The sequence below is a fragment of the Acinetobacter sp. V116_7 genome (assembly GCF_056735735.1).
In genome coordinates this window covers 425,613-440,716 of the sequence record NZ_JBWZIF010000028.1, presented here as the reverse complement: position 1 = coordinate 440,716, position 15,104 = coordinate 425,613, and the positions used below count along the sequence as shown (strand labels likewise).

The following is a 15,104-nucleotide window of genomic DNA, read 5'->3' as shown; positions in this document are numbered from 1 at the left end:
ATAAATTAATAAAGGTTGGTTAAAGGTTTGTTTTGCAAGCTAATGAAATGTATTAAAATTTTTTAATTTTATTTTTGCTGTACAAGTTTTTGAAAAATAAAAAATAATAGCCATAAAAACCATTTAAAACTTTTTAGTCTAATAGCATATTAAATTAAATTGAGCTTTATTATTTATGGCGGAATATATAACTCTCGCTGAAACTTGGTTGATTTTTAATAATCAAGATAATAAAGGAAAAGGATATGCAATTAACGGAAGAGCAATTACTCGCAGCATATAAACGCATGCGTGATATTCGTGAATTTGAGGATCGACTTCATGAAGAAAATACCAATGGTGATATTCCAGGCTTTATTCACTTATATAGCGGAGAAGAAGCTGTAGCAGTCGGGATTTGTGAAAACCTAACAGACAAAGACTATATCACTTCAACCCATCGTGGACATGGTCACTGTATTGCAAAAGGCTGTGACATTCACGCCATGATGCTGGAAATCTTCGGTAAAGATGACGGACTATGCCGTGGAAAAGGCGGTTCTATGCATATTGCCGATTTAGATAAGGGTATGCTCGGTGCCAACGGGATTGTGGGTGGTGGGCCTCCTTTAGCAATTGGTGCAGCGTTGACAGCGAAAACCTTAAAGACTGGTGGCGTCGGACTATCTTTTACAGGTGACGGCGGTTCAAACCAAGGTCTTACTTTTGAAGCAATGAACATGGCGGTTGTTCTTAAACTTCCAGTTATTTTTGTTTTCGAAAATAACGGTTTTGGTGAAGGAACTGGTCATGATTACGCAGTAGGAAGCAAAGACATTGCTGGTCGTGCAGCAGGTTTTGGTTTACCAGCGGTTAAAGTTGATGGTACAGACTTCTTTGCCGTTTATGAAGCTGCTCAAACTGCCATTGACCGCGCGCGCCGTGGTGAAGGTCCAAGCGTGATTGAAACCATTACAAACCGTTTTTATGGCCATTTCGAAGGGGACCCTGGCTTGATTCGTTCTAAAGAAGAAGTCGAGTTCATCAAAGAAAATAAAGATCCTTTGAAAATTTTCCGAGAGAAAGTTAAAGGCAAAATTGATGAAACTAAGCTAGACGAGATTGATGCAGCTTCAAAGGCAAATGTTGATGACGCCGTTGCAAAAGCTCGTGCTGCGGCATACCCACAACCAGAACAACTCCTTACTGACGTCTATGTCTCTTACTAAAGGAATAGTAAAGATGCCAAATAAAAGTTTTCGTAATGCAATTAAAGAAGCCGTTGAATCAGAAATGCGCCGCGACCCAACCGTATTTGTTGTTGGTGAAGATGTTCGCGGTGGACACGGCGGTAAAAACACTGAAGACAACCAGTTAGAAGGTTTTGGTGGGGTACTCGGCGTAACCAAAGGTTTATGGACAGAATTTGGTTCGGAACGTGTGATTGATACGCCAATTACCGAATCTGCAATTATTGGTATGGCCGCTGGTGCTGCGGCTACAGGTTTACGTCCTGTTGCCGATTTAATGTTTATGGATTTCTATGGCGTGTGTCATGACATGCTCTATAACCAAGCCGCTAAATTCCGTTATATGTTTGGCGGGAAAGCAAAAGCACCAATGGTTGTACGTGGCATGATTGGCGCAGGTTTTTCTGCGGCAGCTCAGCATTCTCAGTCACCATATAACGTATTTGCCGCGGTTCCGGGTTTAAAAGTTGTGGTTCCATCTAGCCCATATGATGTGAAAGGGCTATTAATTCAGGCTATTCGTGATGACGACCCTGTGGTGTTCTGTGAACATAAAATGCTCTACGACATTAAAGGTGAAGTTCCAGATGATGCCTATACCATTCCTTTTGGTGTAGCAAATTACACCCGTGAAGGGACAGACGTGACCATTATTGCTTTAGGCCTGATGGTACACCGTGCCAATGAGGTTGCAGACAAACTGGCAAAAGATGGTATTTCGGTTGAAGTCGTAGACCCTCGCACAATTTCCCCTCTGGATGAAGAAGGAATTTTAGAGTCTGTTGCATCGACTGGGCGTGTGGTTATTGTGGATGAATCAGCAGCACGCTGTGGCTTTGGTCATGATGTGGCTGCACTGATCGCGCAAAAAGGTTTCCACTATTTGAAAGCACCTGTTGAACTCGTAACGCCACCACATACGCCTGTCCCATTCTCTCCAGTTTTAGAAAAAGAATGGATTCCAAGTGTAGAGCGTATTGAGCAAGCTGTGCGAAAAACATTGGAGGCTTAGGATGAGCGAAATTAAAACGCTGGAGATCCCGAAATGGGGATTATCCATGGAAGAAGGCACGATTGCCCAATGGTTGATTAAAGAAGGCGATAGCTTTAATAAAGGCGATGAAATTTGTGAAATTGAAACCACAAAAATCGTCAATGTATTAGAAGCGCCTTTTGCTGGAACACTCCGTAAAATTTTAGCAAAAGACGGTGATACTTTACCTGTTGGTGGTCTTATTGCGGTATGTGCTGATAGTGAAATTTCTGATGCAGAAATTGAAAAGTTTATCGCATCAGTAGGTGGTTCAGCAGCTAAGGCCCCCGAAGCACCTTCGGAACAAAGTAAATCGGAAACATTTGCACCTGCACCTATTGCTGAAAAAGCAGAACAGCCACAGACTGCTTCAGCTCCTGCAAAGGTAGTAGCTAAAGGTGACTATGCTGTACCGGAGTCATTGCAAGGCTATCAAACATCTGTTGATTTGTTTGCCACACCGCATGCGTTAAAGCTTGCAGAAAAGCACAATGTAAACTTAGCGAAAGTCACAGGTTCTGGTCGTGAAGGACGCATTAGTGTTCAAGACATCCAGAAAGCTGTACAAGCAGCTGGAGGTCAGTGGCCTGATGTTAAGCAGCAAACTCAGGCTAAAGTGGTTAAATCTACTGCTGATGATAGCCGAGTTTCAGCGACACCTGTAGCACGCCGTTTAGCAAAACAATGGGGCATTAACCTAAATGACTGCCGTGTTTCAGGTACTCGTGGCCGTGTCTGTAAAGAAGATGTTGAAGCGGTTTACTATCGTAATAACCCAAAGTCGGTAAATGAACAATCTGCTCAATGTGCAGCTCAACCACAATCGACAATTACGACTGTGGCGATGAATGGTATGCGTAAAGCGATTGCTTCACGGCTACAGGCTGCAAAACGTAATGCACCGCATTTCCGCTTAGTGGTCGATCTAAACGTAGAGGCTCTGCAAAATTTACGTAAACAGATTAATGAGACTGTTCCACAAGTGAAACTTTCGATTAATGACATGCTAATTAAAGCAGCAGCTGCGGCTCTGATTAAAGTGCCGGAGGTGAATGTTCAATTTGATGAGGCCACTCAATCAATTTTACAGTTCTCCCAAGCGGATATTTCGGTGGCCGTGGCTATTCCAAACGGTTTAATTACACCCATTGTAAAAGCAGCAAATCAGAAGTCTTTAGCACAGATTTCCGATGACATGCGTGATTTGGCAACGCGTGCCAAGACTGGCAAGTTACAACCTGATGAGTTTCAGGGCGGCAGCTTTAGCATTTCAAATTTAGGAATGTTAGGCATTAAACAGTTCGATGCCATTATTAATCCACCGCAAGGTGCAATTATGGCATTAGGTGCTTCTGAATCTCGCGCTGTTGTTGAAAATGGCAATGTAGTGGTTCGTGAGATTGTTACAGCGACATTGTCATGCGATCACCGAGTCATTGATGGTGCAGTTGGGGCGAAATTCTTGGCCAGCTTTAAGCAGTTTGTTGAAAACCCTGCTTTAATTTTGGTGTAGGAGAACCCGCATGTCAGAAACTCAATTTGATTTAATTGTGATTGGCGCGGGACCGGGTGGGTATGTGGCTGCAATTCGTGCAGCCCAGCTCGGGTTAAAAACCGCAATTGTAGAAGAGCAACATTTAGGCGGAATTTGTCTAAATTGGGGCTGTATTCCAACTAAAGCTTTGCTTGCAGGGGCAGAGCTTGCAACTCAGTTTAAACATGCAGGACAGTTTGGTTTTCAGGTATCCCAACTCGATTTTGATATACAAAAGCTTGTGCAGCATAGCCGACAAGTTTCAGCTCAGTTAGTACAAGGCATCGATTACTTGCTGAAGAAGAATCAGGTGACAGTGTTTAATGGCCGTGCTCAACTTACGGCTAAAGAAAAACTTGAAGTGACCGATGCTCAAGGTAATAGTCAGGCTTTGAGTGCACCGCATATCATTTTGGCAACTGGAGCTAAAGCTCGACATGTTCCTCAGCTTCCTGTCGATGGAACATATGTCTGGAGCTATAAAGAAGCGCTTGTACCAGAGCAATTACCAAAAAGCTTACTGGTTGTGGGCTCAGGTGCAATTGGTAGTGAGTTTGCTAGCCTTTATCAAGACTTGGGGTGTCAGGTCACGCTTATTGATTTAGCCAAGCAGATTTTACCAACCGAAGATGCGGAAGTTGCTCAATTTGTCAGAAAGCAATTTGAACAAAAAGGAATGAAAATCTTAACCGATGCTGTCGTTCAAAGTATTCAAATTGAAAATGATCAAGTTCACTGTGTGATTGAAACAGCAAATGACATTCAAACGCTTGTTTTTGACCGTGTGCTTTCGGCAATTGGTGTACAGCCTAATACTACGGGGTTAGGACTAGAACGTTTAGGTGTGGAACTCAATCCACAAGGTTTTGTGGCAATTGATGACTATTGTAAAACCAATGTAGCAGGGCTTTATGCCATTGGGGATGTTGCTGGAGCACCGTGTCTTGCCCATAAAGCAAGCCATGAAGCCATGATATGTGTCGAGAAAATTGCTGGTGTGGCAAACGTACATTCACTCGATCGTAGTCAGATACCGGGTTGTATTTTTACACATCCACAAATGGCGAGTATTGGTTTAACTGAAAACGTAGCAAAAGCTCAGAATCTACCTATACGAATCGGAAAGTTCTCTTTAACTGCAAATGGCAAAGCTTTGGCAATTGGAGATGCGTCAGGTTTTGTGAAAACTATTATTCATGCAGAAACGGGCGAACTGCTTGGTGCACATATGGTAGGCCATGAAGTAACCGAACATATCCAAGGATTTGCTATTGCCAAATACCTAGAAGCAACTGATGAAAGTTTAGCTCAGGTGATTTTTCCGCATCCAACCTTATCAGAAGCTATGCATGAATCCATTCTAGCTTCAATGCAACGAGCGATTCATATGTAGAAATTCTGCATTTACAGGAGTTGAACATGGTTAAGGGATTAAAAAATAAAGTCGTTTTAGTGACGGGGGCAGCTCAAGGCATTGGCCGTGGGATTGCCCTGCGCTTGGCGCAAGAAGGGGCACATATTGCATTAGTGGATATGAAACAAGATCGACTGAACGATGTGCAGCAGGAAATTCAGGCTTTAGGTGTAAATGCGAGCACATTTATTGCCGATGTAAGTGACCGCGAGCAAGTATATGACGCTATAAATCATGCTGAACAGACACTTGGTGGATTTGATGTCATGATTAATAACGCTGGAATTGCACAAGTTCAGGCAATTGCTGATATCACACCTGATGAGTTTCAAAAAATTGTCGATATCAATATTGGTGGCGTGCTGTGGGGCATTCAGGCTGCTGCTGCAAAATTTAAGCAACGTCAACATAAAGGAAAAATCATTAATGCTTGCTCAATTGCAGGCCACGATGGGTTTGCTTTACTCGGTATTTACTCGGCAACCAAATTTGCGGTACGAGCACTTACCCAAGCTGCGGCAAAAGAATATGCCAGTCACGGTATTACGGTAAATGGATATTGCCCCGGAATTGTCGGAACAGACATGTGGGTTGAAATCGATAAACGTTTTGCTGAAATTACCGGTGCAGCAATCGGTGAAACTTATAAAAAATATGTGGAAGGTATTGCTTTAGGTAGAGCCCAAACACCAGATGATGTAGCTGCATTAGTTGCTTTTCTGGCAAGTGAAGATTCGGACTATATTACGGGTCAATCCATTTTAACAGACGGCGGAATTGTCTATCGCTAAAACAACATCCTTATTTGAGGGAGATAATAATGAAAGCAGCGCGTTTTTATGACAGAGGCGATATTCGTATTGAAGATATCCCTGAACCAGAAGTCACTCCCGGCACTGTAGGCATTAAGGTAGCTTGGTGTGGAATCTGTGGTACAGATTTGCACGAATTTATGGAAGGGCCAATTTTTATTCCACCGTGTGGACATCCGCATCCTATTTCAGGTGAATCTGCACCGATTACCATGGGGCATGAGTTTTCAGGTGTGGTCTATGCTGTAGGAGAGGGTGTGGATGATATTGAAATTGGTCAACATGTCGTCGTAGAGCCTTATATTGTGGCCGATGATGTCCCTACTGGACTGGGTGATAATTATCATCTTTCCAAAAATATGAACTTTATTGGTTTAGGTGGTCGTGGCGGTGGTTTATCCGAAAAAATTGCGGTTAAACGCCGTTGGGTGCATCCAATTTCCAATAAAATTCCACTGGATCAGGCAGCCTTAATTGAACCGTTATCGGTGGGTCATCATGCCTATGTGCGCAGTGGTGCAAAGGCTGGTGATATTGCACTGGTAGGTGGTGCGGGGCCAATTGGTTTATTGCTTTCGGCAATTTTAAAAGCGAAAGGTCTTAAGGTAATCATTACCGAGCTCAGTGCAAAACGTAAAGAAAAGGCCAAAGAGTCGGGAGTCGCAGATTATATTTTAGACCCGTCAGAAGTTGATGTTGTTTCTGAGGTCATGAAAATCACTAATGGCGATGGTGTCGATGTAGCTTTTGAATGTAGTAGCGTTAACAAGGTGTTAGATACTTTAGTCGCGGCAGTGAAACCAACAGGTGTGATTGTTATAGTTTCGATTTGGAGCCATCCAGCATCAATTAATGTGCACAGTGTGGTAATGAAAGAGCTTGATGTACGAGGCACAATTGCCTACGTAAATGACCATCAAGAAACCATTAAACTGGTCGAAGAAGGTAAAATAAATCTGGAACCTTTTATTACGCAGCGTATTCAACTTGATGATTTGATTTCACAAGGTTTTGAAACCTTAATTCATAACAATGAGTCAGCCGTTAAGATTATCGTACATCCCTAAATAGGTACTTAAGCCTATAAAAAAGAGCGAATCATCGCTCTTTTTTATTAAAGTAAATTGTTGTTTTTGGCTTCAATAATAGGAGGTAATGGCTGTCCTAAAGAGCTTAGAGACTCACGTTCAATCAAACGCACAATAGAATCGAGCGGTAAATCATTTTCTTGCAAACCAAAAGGTTCTTCAATTTGAGCACTTAAAGCATCTAGCCCTAAAAACATATAAGCGATTAAGCCAACAATAAGCGGTGTCCAAATACCTAAAGCTGCTTCAAGGCTAAATGGTAATATGAAACAAAAACAATAAACAGCGCGATGTAAAAGTACAGAATAAGAGTAGGGTAAAGGTGTACCTGCAATACGGTCACAACCCGCTTGAATATTGCCTAACTCAATAATATGTCGATTTAGCGTGCTATAGATAATGTCACTAATTTCGCCGTCCTTTAGTATTTTAACTAAATCTTTTTGAATATTTTCGAGTACAAATTGCGGTGCATTAATATGCTCATTTAAATAATTAAGTGAAGAGTTATTTAAATAGGCATGCTCAAGAAATTTTGTGGGTTCGACTGTTTGTTGACGCAGTCGATCACGCAATAAATTACTAAAAATTAAGACCTGATGAATTAAATGTTCGCGTTGTTCATTAGATAAAACATGGCTATCTCTAACAATATGTCTGGCATTGGCAATTAGCGCACCCCAAAGTTTGCGGCCTTCCCACCAACGGTCATAACATGCGTTATTTCGAAAACCCGTACAAATTGACAGAATCACACCGAAGATAGTAAATCCGATTGCAGGTACGGTAGGAATTTGAATCCAATGATAATAAGAGAGCCAAACTACACATGCTGAAATAAGTACAACAAAACTCAGTGCAGGCAAAACCTTCGGCAAAATTGTTCCTTTCCAAGCAAATAATAATTTAAATACATTGCTTTTATCGCGAACAATCATATAAAGCCTTTGAACTAATGAACCTAACCAAGTGCAATATGATACGCCTTAGACGAGCTAAATACCTAGCTAAAGCTTATGCTTTTGTCTATATCGCCAAAGGGTAGTACGGCTAATTCCAAAAATATTCGCGACCATATTTAAGTTATGGTTATATTTTTCTAAAGCGGCTTGTACATTTTCAGGACTAAGTTCTGTATTTGTCTCGGGTAATTTAACGTAATCCTCTGCATTTAAGAGCTCATTCGGTAAGTCTTCAACTTCAATTTCGTTCTTACCATTTGCCATAGTTAATGCATAAAGCAATGTATTTTTAAGCTCACGAACATTTCCAGGCCAGTCATAGTTTAGCAAAATCTGCATGGCTTTTTGATTAACATGACGAGGCATCGTGTCGAGTTGAGTTGAGCTTTCTTTTAAAATTTGATCAACAATAAGAGGAATATCGACTTTCCGCTCTCTGAGTGGTGGTATAAAAATTGGAATTACGCGTAAACGGTAGAGTAAATCATGACGGAAACGCCCAGCCTTAGCCTCTTCGCGTAAAGCTTTATGTGTTGCGGTAATAATTCGGACATTGGCTTGAATCGGTTTTTCACCCCCTACAGGCGTAAATTCACCTGTTTCTAACACCCGTAATAGTTTAGCTTGTAGCTCTAAAGGAATCTCAGCAATTTCATCCAGAAACAGAGTTCCACCTGCGGCACGTTCAAACACGCCTTTATGGTCACGAATTGCTCCTGTAAAAGCACCTTTCACATGCCCAAATAGTTCACTCTCTAAAATATTAGAATTTAAAGCTGCACAGTTAATCGCTACAAAGATCTTATTTTTACGTTGGCTATAATCATGAATTGCTTTTGCCACCAGTTCTTTACCACTACCAGATTCGCCGCGGACAAGCACTGGAAACTCAGTAATTGCCACTCTTTGAATAATTGAAAACATACGGGCCATTTCTGGTGAACAACTATTGAAAACTTTAGCCAAGTCTTGCAATTGTTCTGTTAGCTCTACTTGATCAGCAATATCATTCTCTATGCTAACGGGCTGTAGAATATGCAATTTCCCGATAATGCGATGTTCTGCAATGTAAATATCATTTTCCTGATAGATGAATCGCTTTCTCATTTTTGGAGTATTAATTTCAAGATACTGATTATGATGATCTTGAATAAGCGCTGCCATGCTCTCAACAGAAATGTCATCTGTATTAAATTTATAGTGAATTGCTTGAGTCGTTGTGTCTGCTAAAAAAAGACTCGCATTTGGGAATAAAGCTTTTAATTGCTCAAATAAAATAAAAAAATCTTGTTCTGACTCAAAATTTAACTTTGCCATTTCATGTGTTTCACAATCGTTTCATTGAAACATACTTGAGTTTCAAAGGAACATCAAGCTAAGTTTATTTTCTAACTTTAATTTTATATCTTATATTAAATATTTGATTTTTATATTTATTATTTAATTTTAAATAATTGGCACCTTATTTGCAAAATATAGGAAAGAAATAAATTATTGGGGTATAAATCATGTTCTTTAAGCAGTTTTTTGAGCAGGAAAGTTCGACTTATACATATATGCTTGGGTGTAAAGAAACTCGAGAGGCTGTTTTAATTGATCCAGTTGCATCAGATATAGAGATTTATACAAAAGAATTAGAGCAGCATCAATTTACGCTCATCTATACCTTAGATACGCATGTTCATGCAGACCATATTACTGCTGCAAATTTGCTTCGTGAACGTTTTCATTGCAAATCAGTTTTACATCGAAACTCAGATGTAAGTTGCGGAGATATTTTAATTACAGATGGTTGCATGCTTAAAGTCGGCAATCTCAGTATTGAAGCACGCTATACACCAGGCCATACCAGTGCTTGTACGAGTTACTTGGTTGAAAACATGGTTTTCACTGGTGATGCATTATTAATTGATGGATGCGGTCGAACTGACTTTCAGCAAGGTAATGCAGGGACACTTTATGACAGTATTCATAAGCAACTTTTCAGCCTACCTGACGAGACTATTGTGTATCCAGGACACGACTATAAGGGTCGTTTGTCTTCAACGATTGGTTATGAACGTTTAAAAAATTCACGTTTAGGTAAGAATCGCTCACGAGAAGATTTTATTGAATTAATGAATAACTTAAATCTGCCATATCCAAAACAAATCGATAAAGCGCTACCCGCCAATCAGGCCTGTGGCTCAACTTCACAATCATAAGGTGGCAATATGGAACTTAAACGAGTTAATCAAGAATTTTATGTTGCTGACCAGATTACTGCCGACGATATTGCGAAAATTGCTGATCAAGGGGTAAAAACTCTGATATGTAACCGTCCAGATGGAGAAGGTGCAGACCAACCCAATGTGATTGAAATTGAAGAAGCAGCTCAACAATATGGTCTAAACGTAATTTATCAGCCTGTGACCAGCGGCAAAATTACCGACCAACAAGTTACAGAGTTTAAACAGCATTATCAGAATGCCCAAAAACCTGTTTTAGCGTATTGCCGTTCTGGTATGCGTGCAGTCAGTTTGTGGGCTTTGGCTGAAGTTGCTCCAAAAGATGCAGCACTGTTAGTAGAAGCAGGTAACAAACTTGGTTTTAACTTAAAAGGCTTAGTGCCACGTATTTTAAAACGTGACCATGAACCAGCCACAATTCCTTGTTATAGCGTTGTAATTGTGGGTGCTGGAGCAGCTGGAGTTTCTGTAGCATCGAGCTTACTGTCTCGTGAACCTCATTTAGATATTGTCATTATTGATCCAGCAGACACTCATTATTATCAACCGGGTTGGACCATGGTTGGTGGTGGTATTTTTAAACCACAAGTAACTGCACGCTCAATGGCAAGTGTGATTCCTTCAAAAGTGAAATGGATGAAAGCAGCAGTTGCCGGATTCGACCCTGAGCATAATCAAGTTATTTTGGAAGGATGCCAACCGATTCAATATAAAGCATTGGTTGTCTGTCCTGGTTTAAAACTGAATTGGCATGGAATTGAAGGTTTAGTCGAAACCTTAGGAAAAAATGGGGTAACGTCTAACTATCGTTATGATTTAGCGCCGTATACATGGGAATTAGTGCAACAGCTAAATGGTGGAAAAGCAATCTTTACCCAGCCGCCTATGCCGATTAAATGTGCCGGTGCCCCTCAAAAAGCGATGTATCTTTCAGCCGACTACTGGTTAAAGCAAGGCAAACTTAAAGATATCTCTATCCATTTTTATAACACTGGTGCTGTTTTATTTGGTGTGAAGGAATATGTACCTGCACTAATGCAATATGTCGAAAAATATGGTTCAGAACTACATTTTAACCATCAGCTTGTCAAAGTAGATGGGCCTGCGAAAAAAGCATGGTTTAAGGTGGTGAATGATGAAAGTGCAGCATTGGTCGAAACAGATTTCGATATGTTGCATGTTGTTCCACCGCAACAAGCGCCCGACTTTATTCGTGCCAGTACTCTTACTGATGAAGCCGGCTGGGTGAGTGTGAATCCTCAAACCTTACAACACACACAACATGCCAATATTTTTGCTTTAGGCGATGTGATGAATGCACCTAATGCCAAAACTGCTGCTGCCGCACGTGCACAAGCTCCGATCGTTGCGGTGAATGTTATAGCTCAACTGAAAGGTGAGCAAAACTTTTGTGAATACAACGGCTATGGCTCATGTCCACTTACAGTAGAGCGTGGAAAAATCGTTCTGGCTGAATTTGGTTACGGCGGTAAGCTTCTTCCAAGTTTTCCAAAATGGGTGATTGATGGGCAAAAGCCATCTCGTTTGGCATGGTTACTCAAAGAGCAGATTTTACCGCCGATTTATTGGCAAGGCATGCTCAAAGGCCGCGAGTGGATGGTCAAACCTGAGCGAGGATAAAACAAAGCAACGCTTTGTACGAGCGCAAGGCGAGAGCTATGCTCGAGCGGAAGAGGATAAGTAAAGATTAATAATCTTTACCCTGAGAAGCGGCTAAAGCTTCGCAAGAAGACGAGAACTATGTTCGAGTTAAGAGGATAAGCAAAGCAACGCTTTGTCCTGAGAAGCGACTAAAGCTTCGCAGATTTATTCAATCATTAACCAGCAGTCTACTGCAAATGATGTATATGCAAATTTAGGCTTTTGATATGTTATTACTTGTCGTTGAAGGCATCGTGATTGGCTTTTTACTTGGTCTTACTGGCGCAGGTGGCGGTATTCTTGCTGTACCTGCGCTCATGAGCAGTCAAGGCTGGAGTGTTGCTCAAGCTGCGCCGATTGGGTTATTGGCAGTTGCGCTGTCTACACTCATTGGAACCATTGAAGGCTTATTTAAAAAGATTGTTCGTTATCGTGCTGCTATTTGGATTGCCTTAATTGGTGCTCCTATGGCACATATCGGCATTTTAATAGCCAATGCGATTTCACCTGTCTGGCTCATGTTAATGTTTAGCTTGGTCATGTTTACAGTAGGTTATCGACTTATTAGTAACCGAGTATCAGACTTTCATAATCCGCCGTGTCAGGTCAACCCAAGTACGGGACGTTTTATCTGGAATTTTAAAACGGGAAGCGTTCTTGCCAGTATCGGAATTATTGCTGGGCTTTTAACTGGCATGCTAGGGGTTGGTGGCGGCTTTGTAATTGTGCCAGCGCTTAGAAAAGTCACAAATTTGGACATGCATAGCATTGTCGCAACTTCACTTATGATTATTTTTCTCATCAGTGGAATGAGTATTGTGATGCATATTGCAGAGGGTTTTCACTATCCAGTAGGCATTACTAGTGCGTTTGCGCTCGCATGTGCAGTTGGTATGTTATTAGGGCGCAGAGCTATTCGTTTTATTCCCTCTGCAATTGTGCAAAAAGTCTTTGCTTTAATGGTTTTTGCTGTCGCAATTTATATGGTCATTAAGATAGTTAATCTAACAAATATCTAAGTAATATAGTATTTTAACTATCTCTGTAGTTAGCAATTATCCAAAGACGAGATGTTAAAATTCTCTTGGGAAATTTGTTTTAAACCATATAAATTTTTGAGAAAGCGATATGAAGCGAGTTAACGTGGCAATTTGTGGTTTTGGACGGATTGGGCAACAAATTGCAGAGCTTCTTTTAAATCGATCGGCATATTATCAACAAAAATATCAAATTGATGCTCGCTTAGTAGGAGTATGCAACTCATCATCAGGTTTAATTGATCAAGAAGGTTTACAAGCTGCAAAGTGGTTAGATAAAACACAATATCAAGCAGGCTTAACTGAGCAAAAGTTTTTAGAACAGGTTCAGGCGGATGTCATTATCGAGACAGGGCCAAGTGACTATGTGACAGGTGGAAAAGGCCTATTTTATTTAAATTATGCTTTAACACATAGCATGAATGCGATTGCAGTATCGAAAGGTGCGTTAGTCGTAGAAGGCAAAAAATTAATTAACTTGGCACATCAACACAAGAAAAAATTATTTTTTAGCGGTGCGACAGCTGCGGCCTTACCGACTGTTGATTTGTTTGAATATAACTTGGCTGGTTGCCAAATTTTAGAAATAGAAGGTGTTTTTACCGGAACCACAAATTTTATTTTGAATGATATGTTGCAACATGAATGTGCATTTGCAGAATCTCTTGAAAAAGCTCAAACAAAAGGGATTGCAGAACCTGACAGTTCTTTCGATGTAGATGGATGGGATACCGCTGCTAAAATTACCATATTGGCAAATACTGTTTTAGGAGCTCATGTAAAAATTCAGGATATTCCAAAACAAGGAATCAGTCATGTTACTGCCGATGATATACGTGATTGGAAAAAAGAAGATCTAATTCCTCGTCTGGTCGGTTTTATTCATCTGAAAAATCAGCAAATTCAAACAGGTGTTGAATTAAGATTAGTTCCAGCAAATCATTCTTTTGCTCATCTGCAAGGTTCTAATAAATGCATTCGGGTGTTAACTCAAGAAATGGGTGAACTTATTGTAAGTGGAGGAGCATCTGCACCTTTAGCTACGGCAGCTGCTGCTTTAAAAGATTTTGAGCTGATGCTAAAAATGGACTGCTGAAATTAATTATAATTTTTAAAAAAGCAGGCTTTTAGGCCTGCTTCTCACAACTTTTTTGACTATTAAATAACTTTTTTCCAATTTCAAACTTACTGAACATTAAGTAATTGCCGAGTAAGATCAATAAAATTCCAAATAATGCATTTAAGGTCCACTCATATCCTTCAAAGAAGGTAGAAACTGTTAGAGCGACTAAAGGGAAAAGTAATGTGCTATAGGCTGCTTTGGCTGCACCAATTCGCCCAACCAAAGAAAAATAAGCTGAGAACCCAATAACTGTACCAAATACAGCCAAGTAAAGTACCGAGCTTAAAAATGGGAAATTCATTGGAGGCATTAAATCTTGTCCAGTAAATAAAGCTAGACTTAACATTACCAATGCACCATAAGTCATGGCATAACAGTTTGTTGAAAAGATATTTAGGCCACGTTTTTGGTGCCTAACACTAATCATATTCCCTAAAGAAAAACCGTAAGTACCTATTGCACATAACCCAATACCCATCAATAACTGTGCATTAAATTGGCTATTAATCAGGTCATGCCAAAAGAGTAGAACAATACCACCTAGGCCCAAAAGTGCAGCTGGAGCAAAGTTTGGGGAAGGTTTTTGCCTAAAAAAGATAAGCGCATTAATAGCATTAAAGAAAACAGCCATCGAAAAAATAACGGACTCTAAACCGCTATTTACATATTTAACGGCAGTATAAAAACAAATAAAGTTTAGGCCGAAAACACAAAGGCCTTGCAGCATACAAAATAAGTGATCTTTTAAAGCAATTCGCTGTAATTTTCCTGAAAATAGTAAAACAACCCACAGTAATAAGGCTGAAATGGCAAAACGCCATAAAATTGCGACGACGGGTGTTGCATAATGGCTCTGAACGGCAATTCCAATCCATGTTGTTCCCCAAATCAACACCACCGCAACATAGAGTAAAATATTCATAAGTTCATCCTCGATTACTAAGCTTAAGTATCGAGGAATGCTTCATTTTTCACGTATATA

At 40.4% G+C, this 15,104-nt stretch carries 13 protein-coding genes; 10 read left to right on the top strand and 3 right to left on the bottom strand.

Annotated features, from left to right (window positions below; translation table 11 throughout):
- The first annotated feature begins 245 nt into the window (after window positions 1-245).
- Genes AC1PJP_RS16015 through AC1PJP_RS15990 form a run of 6 tightly spaced genes read left to right on the top strand, consistent with a single transcriptional unit; the run spans window position 246 to window position 7,089 of the window.
- Window positions 246-1,208 (top strand): thiamine pyrophosphate-dependent dehydrogenase E1 component subunit alpha, encoded by a 963-nt coding sequence (locus AC1PJP_RS16015; protein WP_199942126.1) that lies wholly within the window; start codon window positions 246-248, stop codon window positions 1,206-1,208.
- Between the two features lie 13 nt (window positions 1,209-1,221).
- The gene (locus AC1PJP_RS16010; protein WP_199942125.1) at window positions 1,222-2,241 is read left to right on the top strand and encodes an alpha-ketoacid dehydrogenase subunit beta; all 1,020 of its coding nucleotides are present in this window, start codon (window positions 1,222-1,224) and stop codon (window positions 2,239-2,241) included.
- A gap of 1 nt (window position 2,242) precedes the next feature.
- Window positions 2,243-3,775 carry a 2-oxo acid dehydrogenase subunit E2 gene (locus AC1PJP_RS16005; protein WP_479767653.1) on the top strand — a complete coding sequence of 511 codons (1,533 nt, stop codon included), beginning with the start codon at window positions 2,243-2,245 and terminating at the stop codon, window positions 3,773-3,775.
- Between the two features lie 10 nt (window positions 3,776-3,785).
- A complete protein-coding gene (lpdA, locus tag AC1PJP_RS16000; RefSeq protein ID WP_479767651.1) occupies window positions 3,786-5,189 on the top strand; it encodes a dihydrolipoyl dehydrogenase in 1,404 nt (467 codons plus the stop codon).
- Window positions 5,190-5,215: 26 nt separating this feature from the next.
- On the top strand, window positions 5,216-6,001 hold the full coding sequence (locus AC1PJP_RS15995) for an acetoin reductase (RefSeq protein WP_151822096.1): 786 nt from the start codon (window positions 5,216-5,218) through the stop codon (window positions 5,999-6,001).
- A gap of 29 nt (window positions 6,002-6,030) precedes the next feature.
- The gene (locus AC1PJP_RS15990; RefSeq protein ID WP_199942122.1) at window positions 6,031-7,089 is read left to right on the top strand and encodes a 2,3-butanediol dehydrogenase; all 1,059 of its coding nucleotides are present in this window, start codon (window positions 6,031-6,033) and stop codon (window positions 7,087-7,089) included.
- A 47-nt stretch (window positions 7,090-7,136) separates the two neighbouring features.
- On the opposite strand, the gene AC1PJP_RS15985 is transcribed toward AC1PJP_RS15990, so the two are convergent.
- On the bottom strand, window positions 7,137-8,048 hold the full coding sequence (locus AC1PJP_RS15985) for a bestrophin family protein (protein ID WP_108010476.1): 912 nt from the start codon (window positions 8,046-8,048) through the stop codon (window positions 7,137-7,139).
- Window positions 8,049-8,117: 69 nt separating this feature from the next.
- Entirely contained in the window at window positions 8,118-9,389 is a 1,272-nt protein-coding gene (locus AC1PJP_RS15980; RefSeq protein WP_199942121.1) for a sigma-54 interaction domain-containing protein, read from the bottom strand.
- Window positions 9,390-9,580: 191 nt separating this feature from the next.
- On the opposite strand from AC1PJP_RS15980, the gene AC1PJP_RS15975 reads away from it, so the two are divergent.
- The 4 genes from AC1PJP_RS15975 to AC1PJP_RS15960 all read left to right on the top strand — a co-directional run bounded on the left by AC1PJP_RS15975 (window position 9,581) and on the right by AC1PJP_RS15960 (window position 14,095).
- Window positions 9,581-10,276, top strand: a complete 696-nt coding sequence (locus AC1PJP_RS15975; RefSeq protein WP_479760961.1) for an MBL fold metallo-hydrolase — start codon at window positions 9,581-9,583, stop codon at window positions 10,274-10,276.
- Window positions 10,277-10,285: 9 nt separating this feature from the next.
- Complete coding sequence (locus AC1PJP_RS15970) at window positions 10,286-11,941, top strand: bifunctional protein tyrosine phosphatase family protein/NAD(P)/FAD-dependent oxidoreductase (protein WP_479767648.1); 1,656 nt, start codon at window positions 10,286-10,288, stop codon at window positions 11,939-11,941.
- Window positions 11,942-12,189: 248 nt separating this feature from the next.
- Window positions 12,190-12,981, top strand: coding sequence for a sulfite exporter TauE/SafE family protein (locus AC1PJP_RS15965; protein WP_151822101.1), 792 nt, complete (start codon window positions 12,190-12,192; stop codon window positions 12,979-12,981).
- Window positions 12,982-13,090: 109 nt separating this feature from the next.
- The gene (locus AC1PJP_RS15960; RefSeq protein ID WP_479767646.1) at window positions 13,091-14,095 is read left to right on the top strand and encodes a homoserine dehydrogenase; all 1,005 of its coding nucleotides are present in this window, start codon (window positions 13,091-13,093) and stop codon (window positions 14,093-14,095) included.
- Between the two features lie 31 nt (window positions 14,096-14,126).
- Here AC1PJP_RS15960 and AC1PJP_RS15955 read toward each other — a convergent pair whose 3' ends face one another.
- Entirely contained in the window at window positions 14,127-15,044 is a 918-nt protein-coding gene (locus AC1PJP_RS15955; protein ID WP_479767644.1) for a DMT family transporter, read from the bottom strand.
- Between the last annotated feature and the right edge of the window lie 60 nt (window positions 15,045-15,104).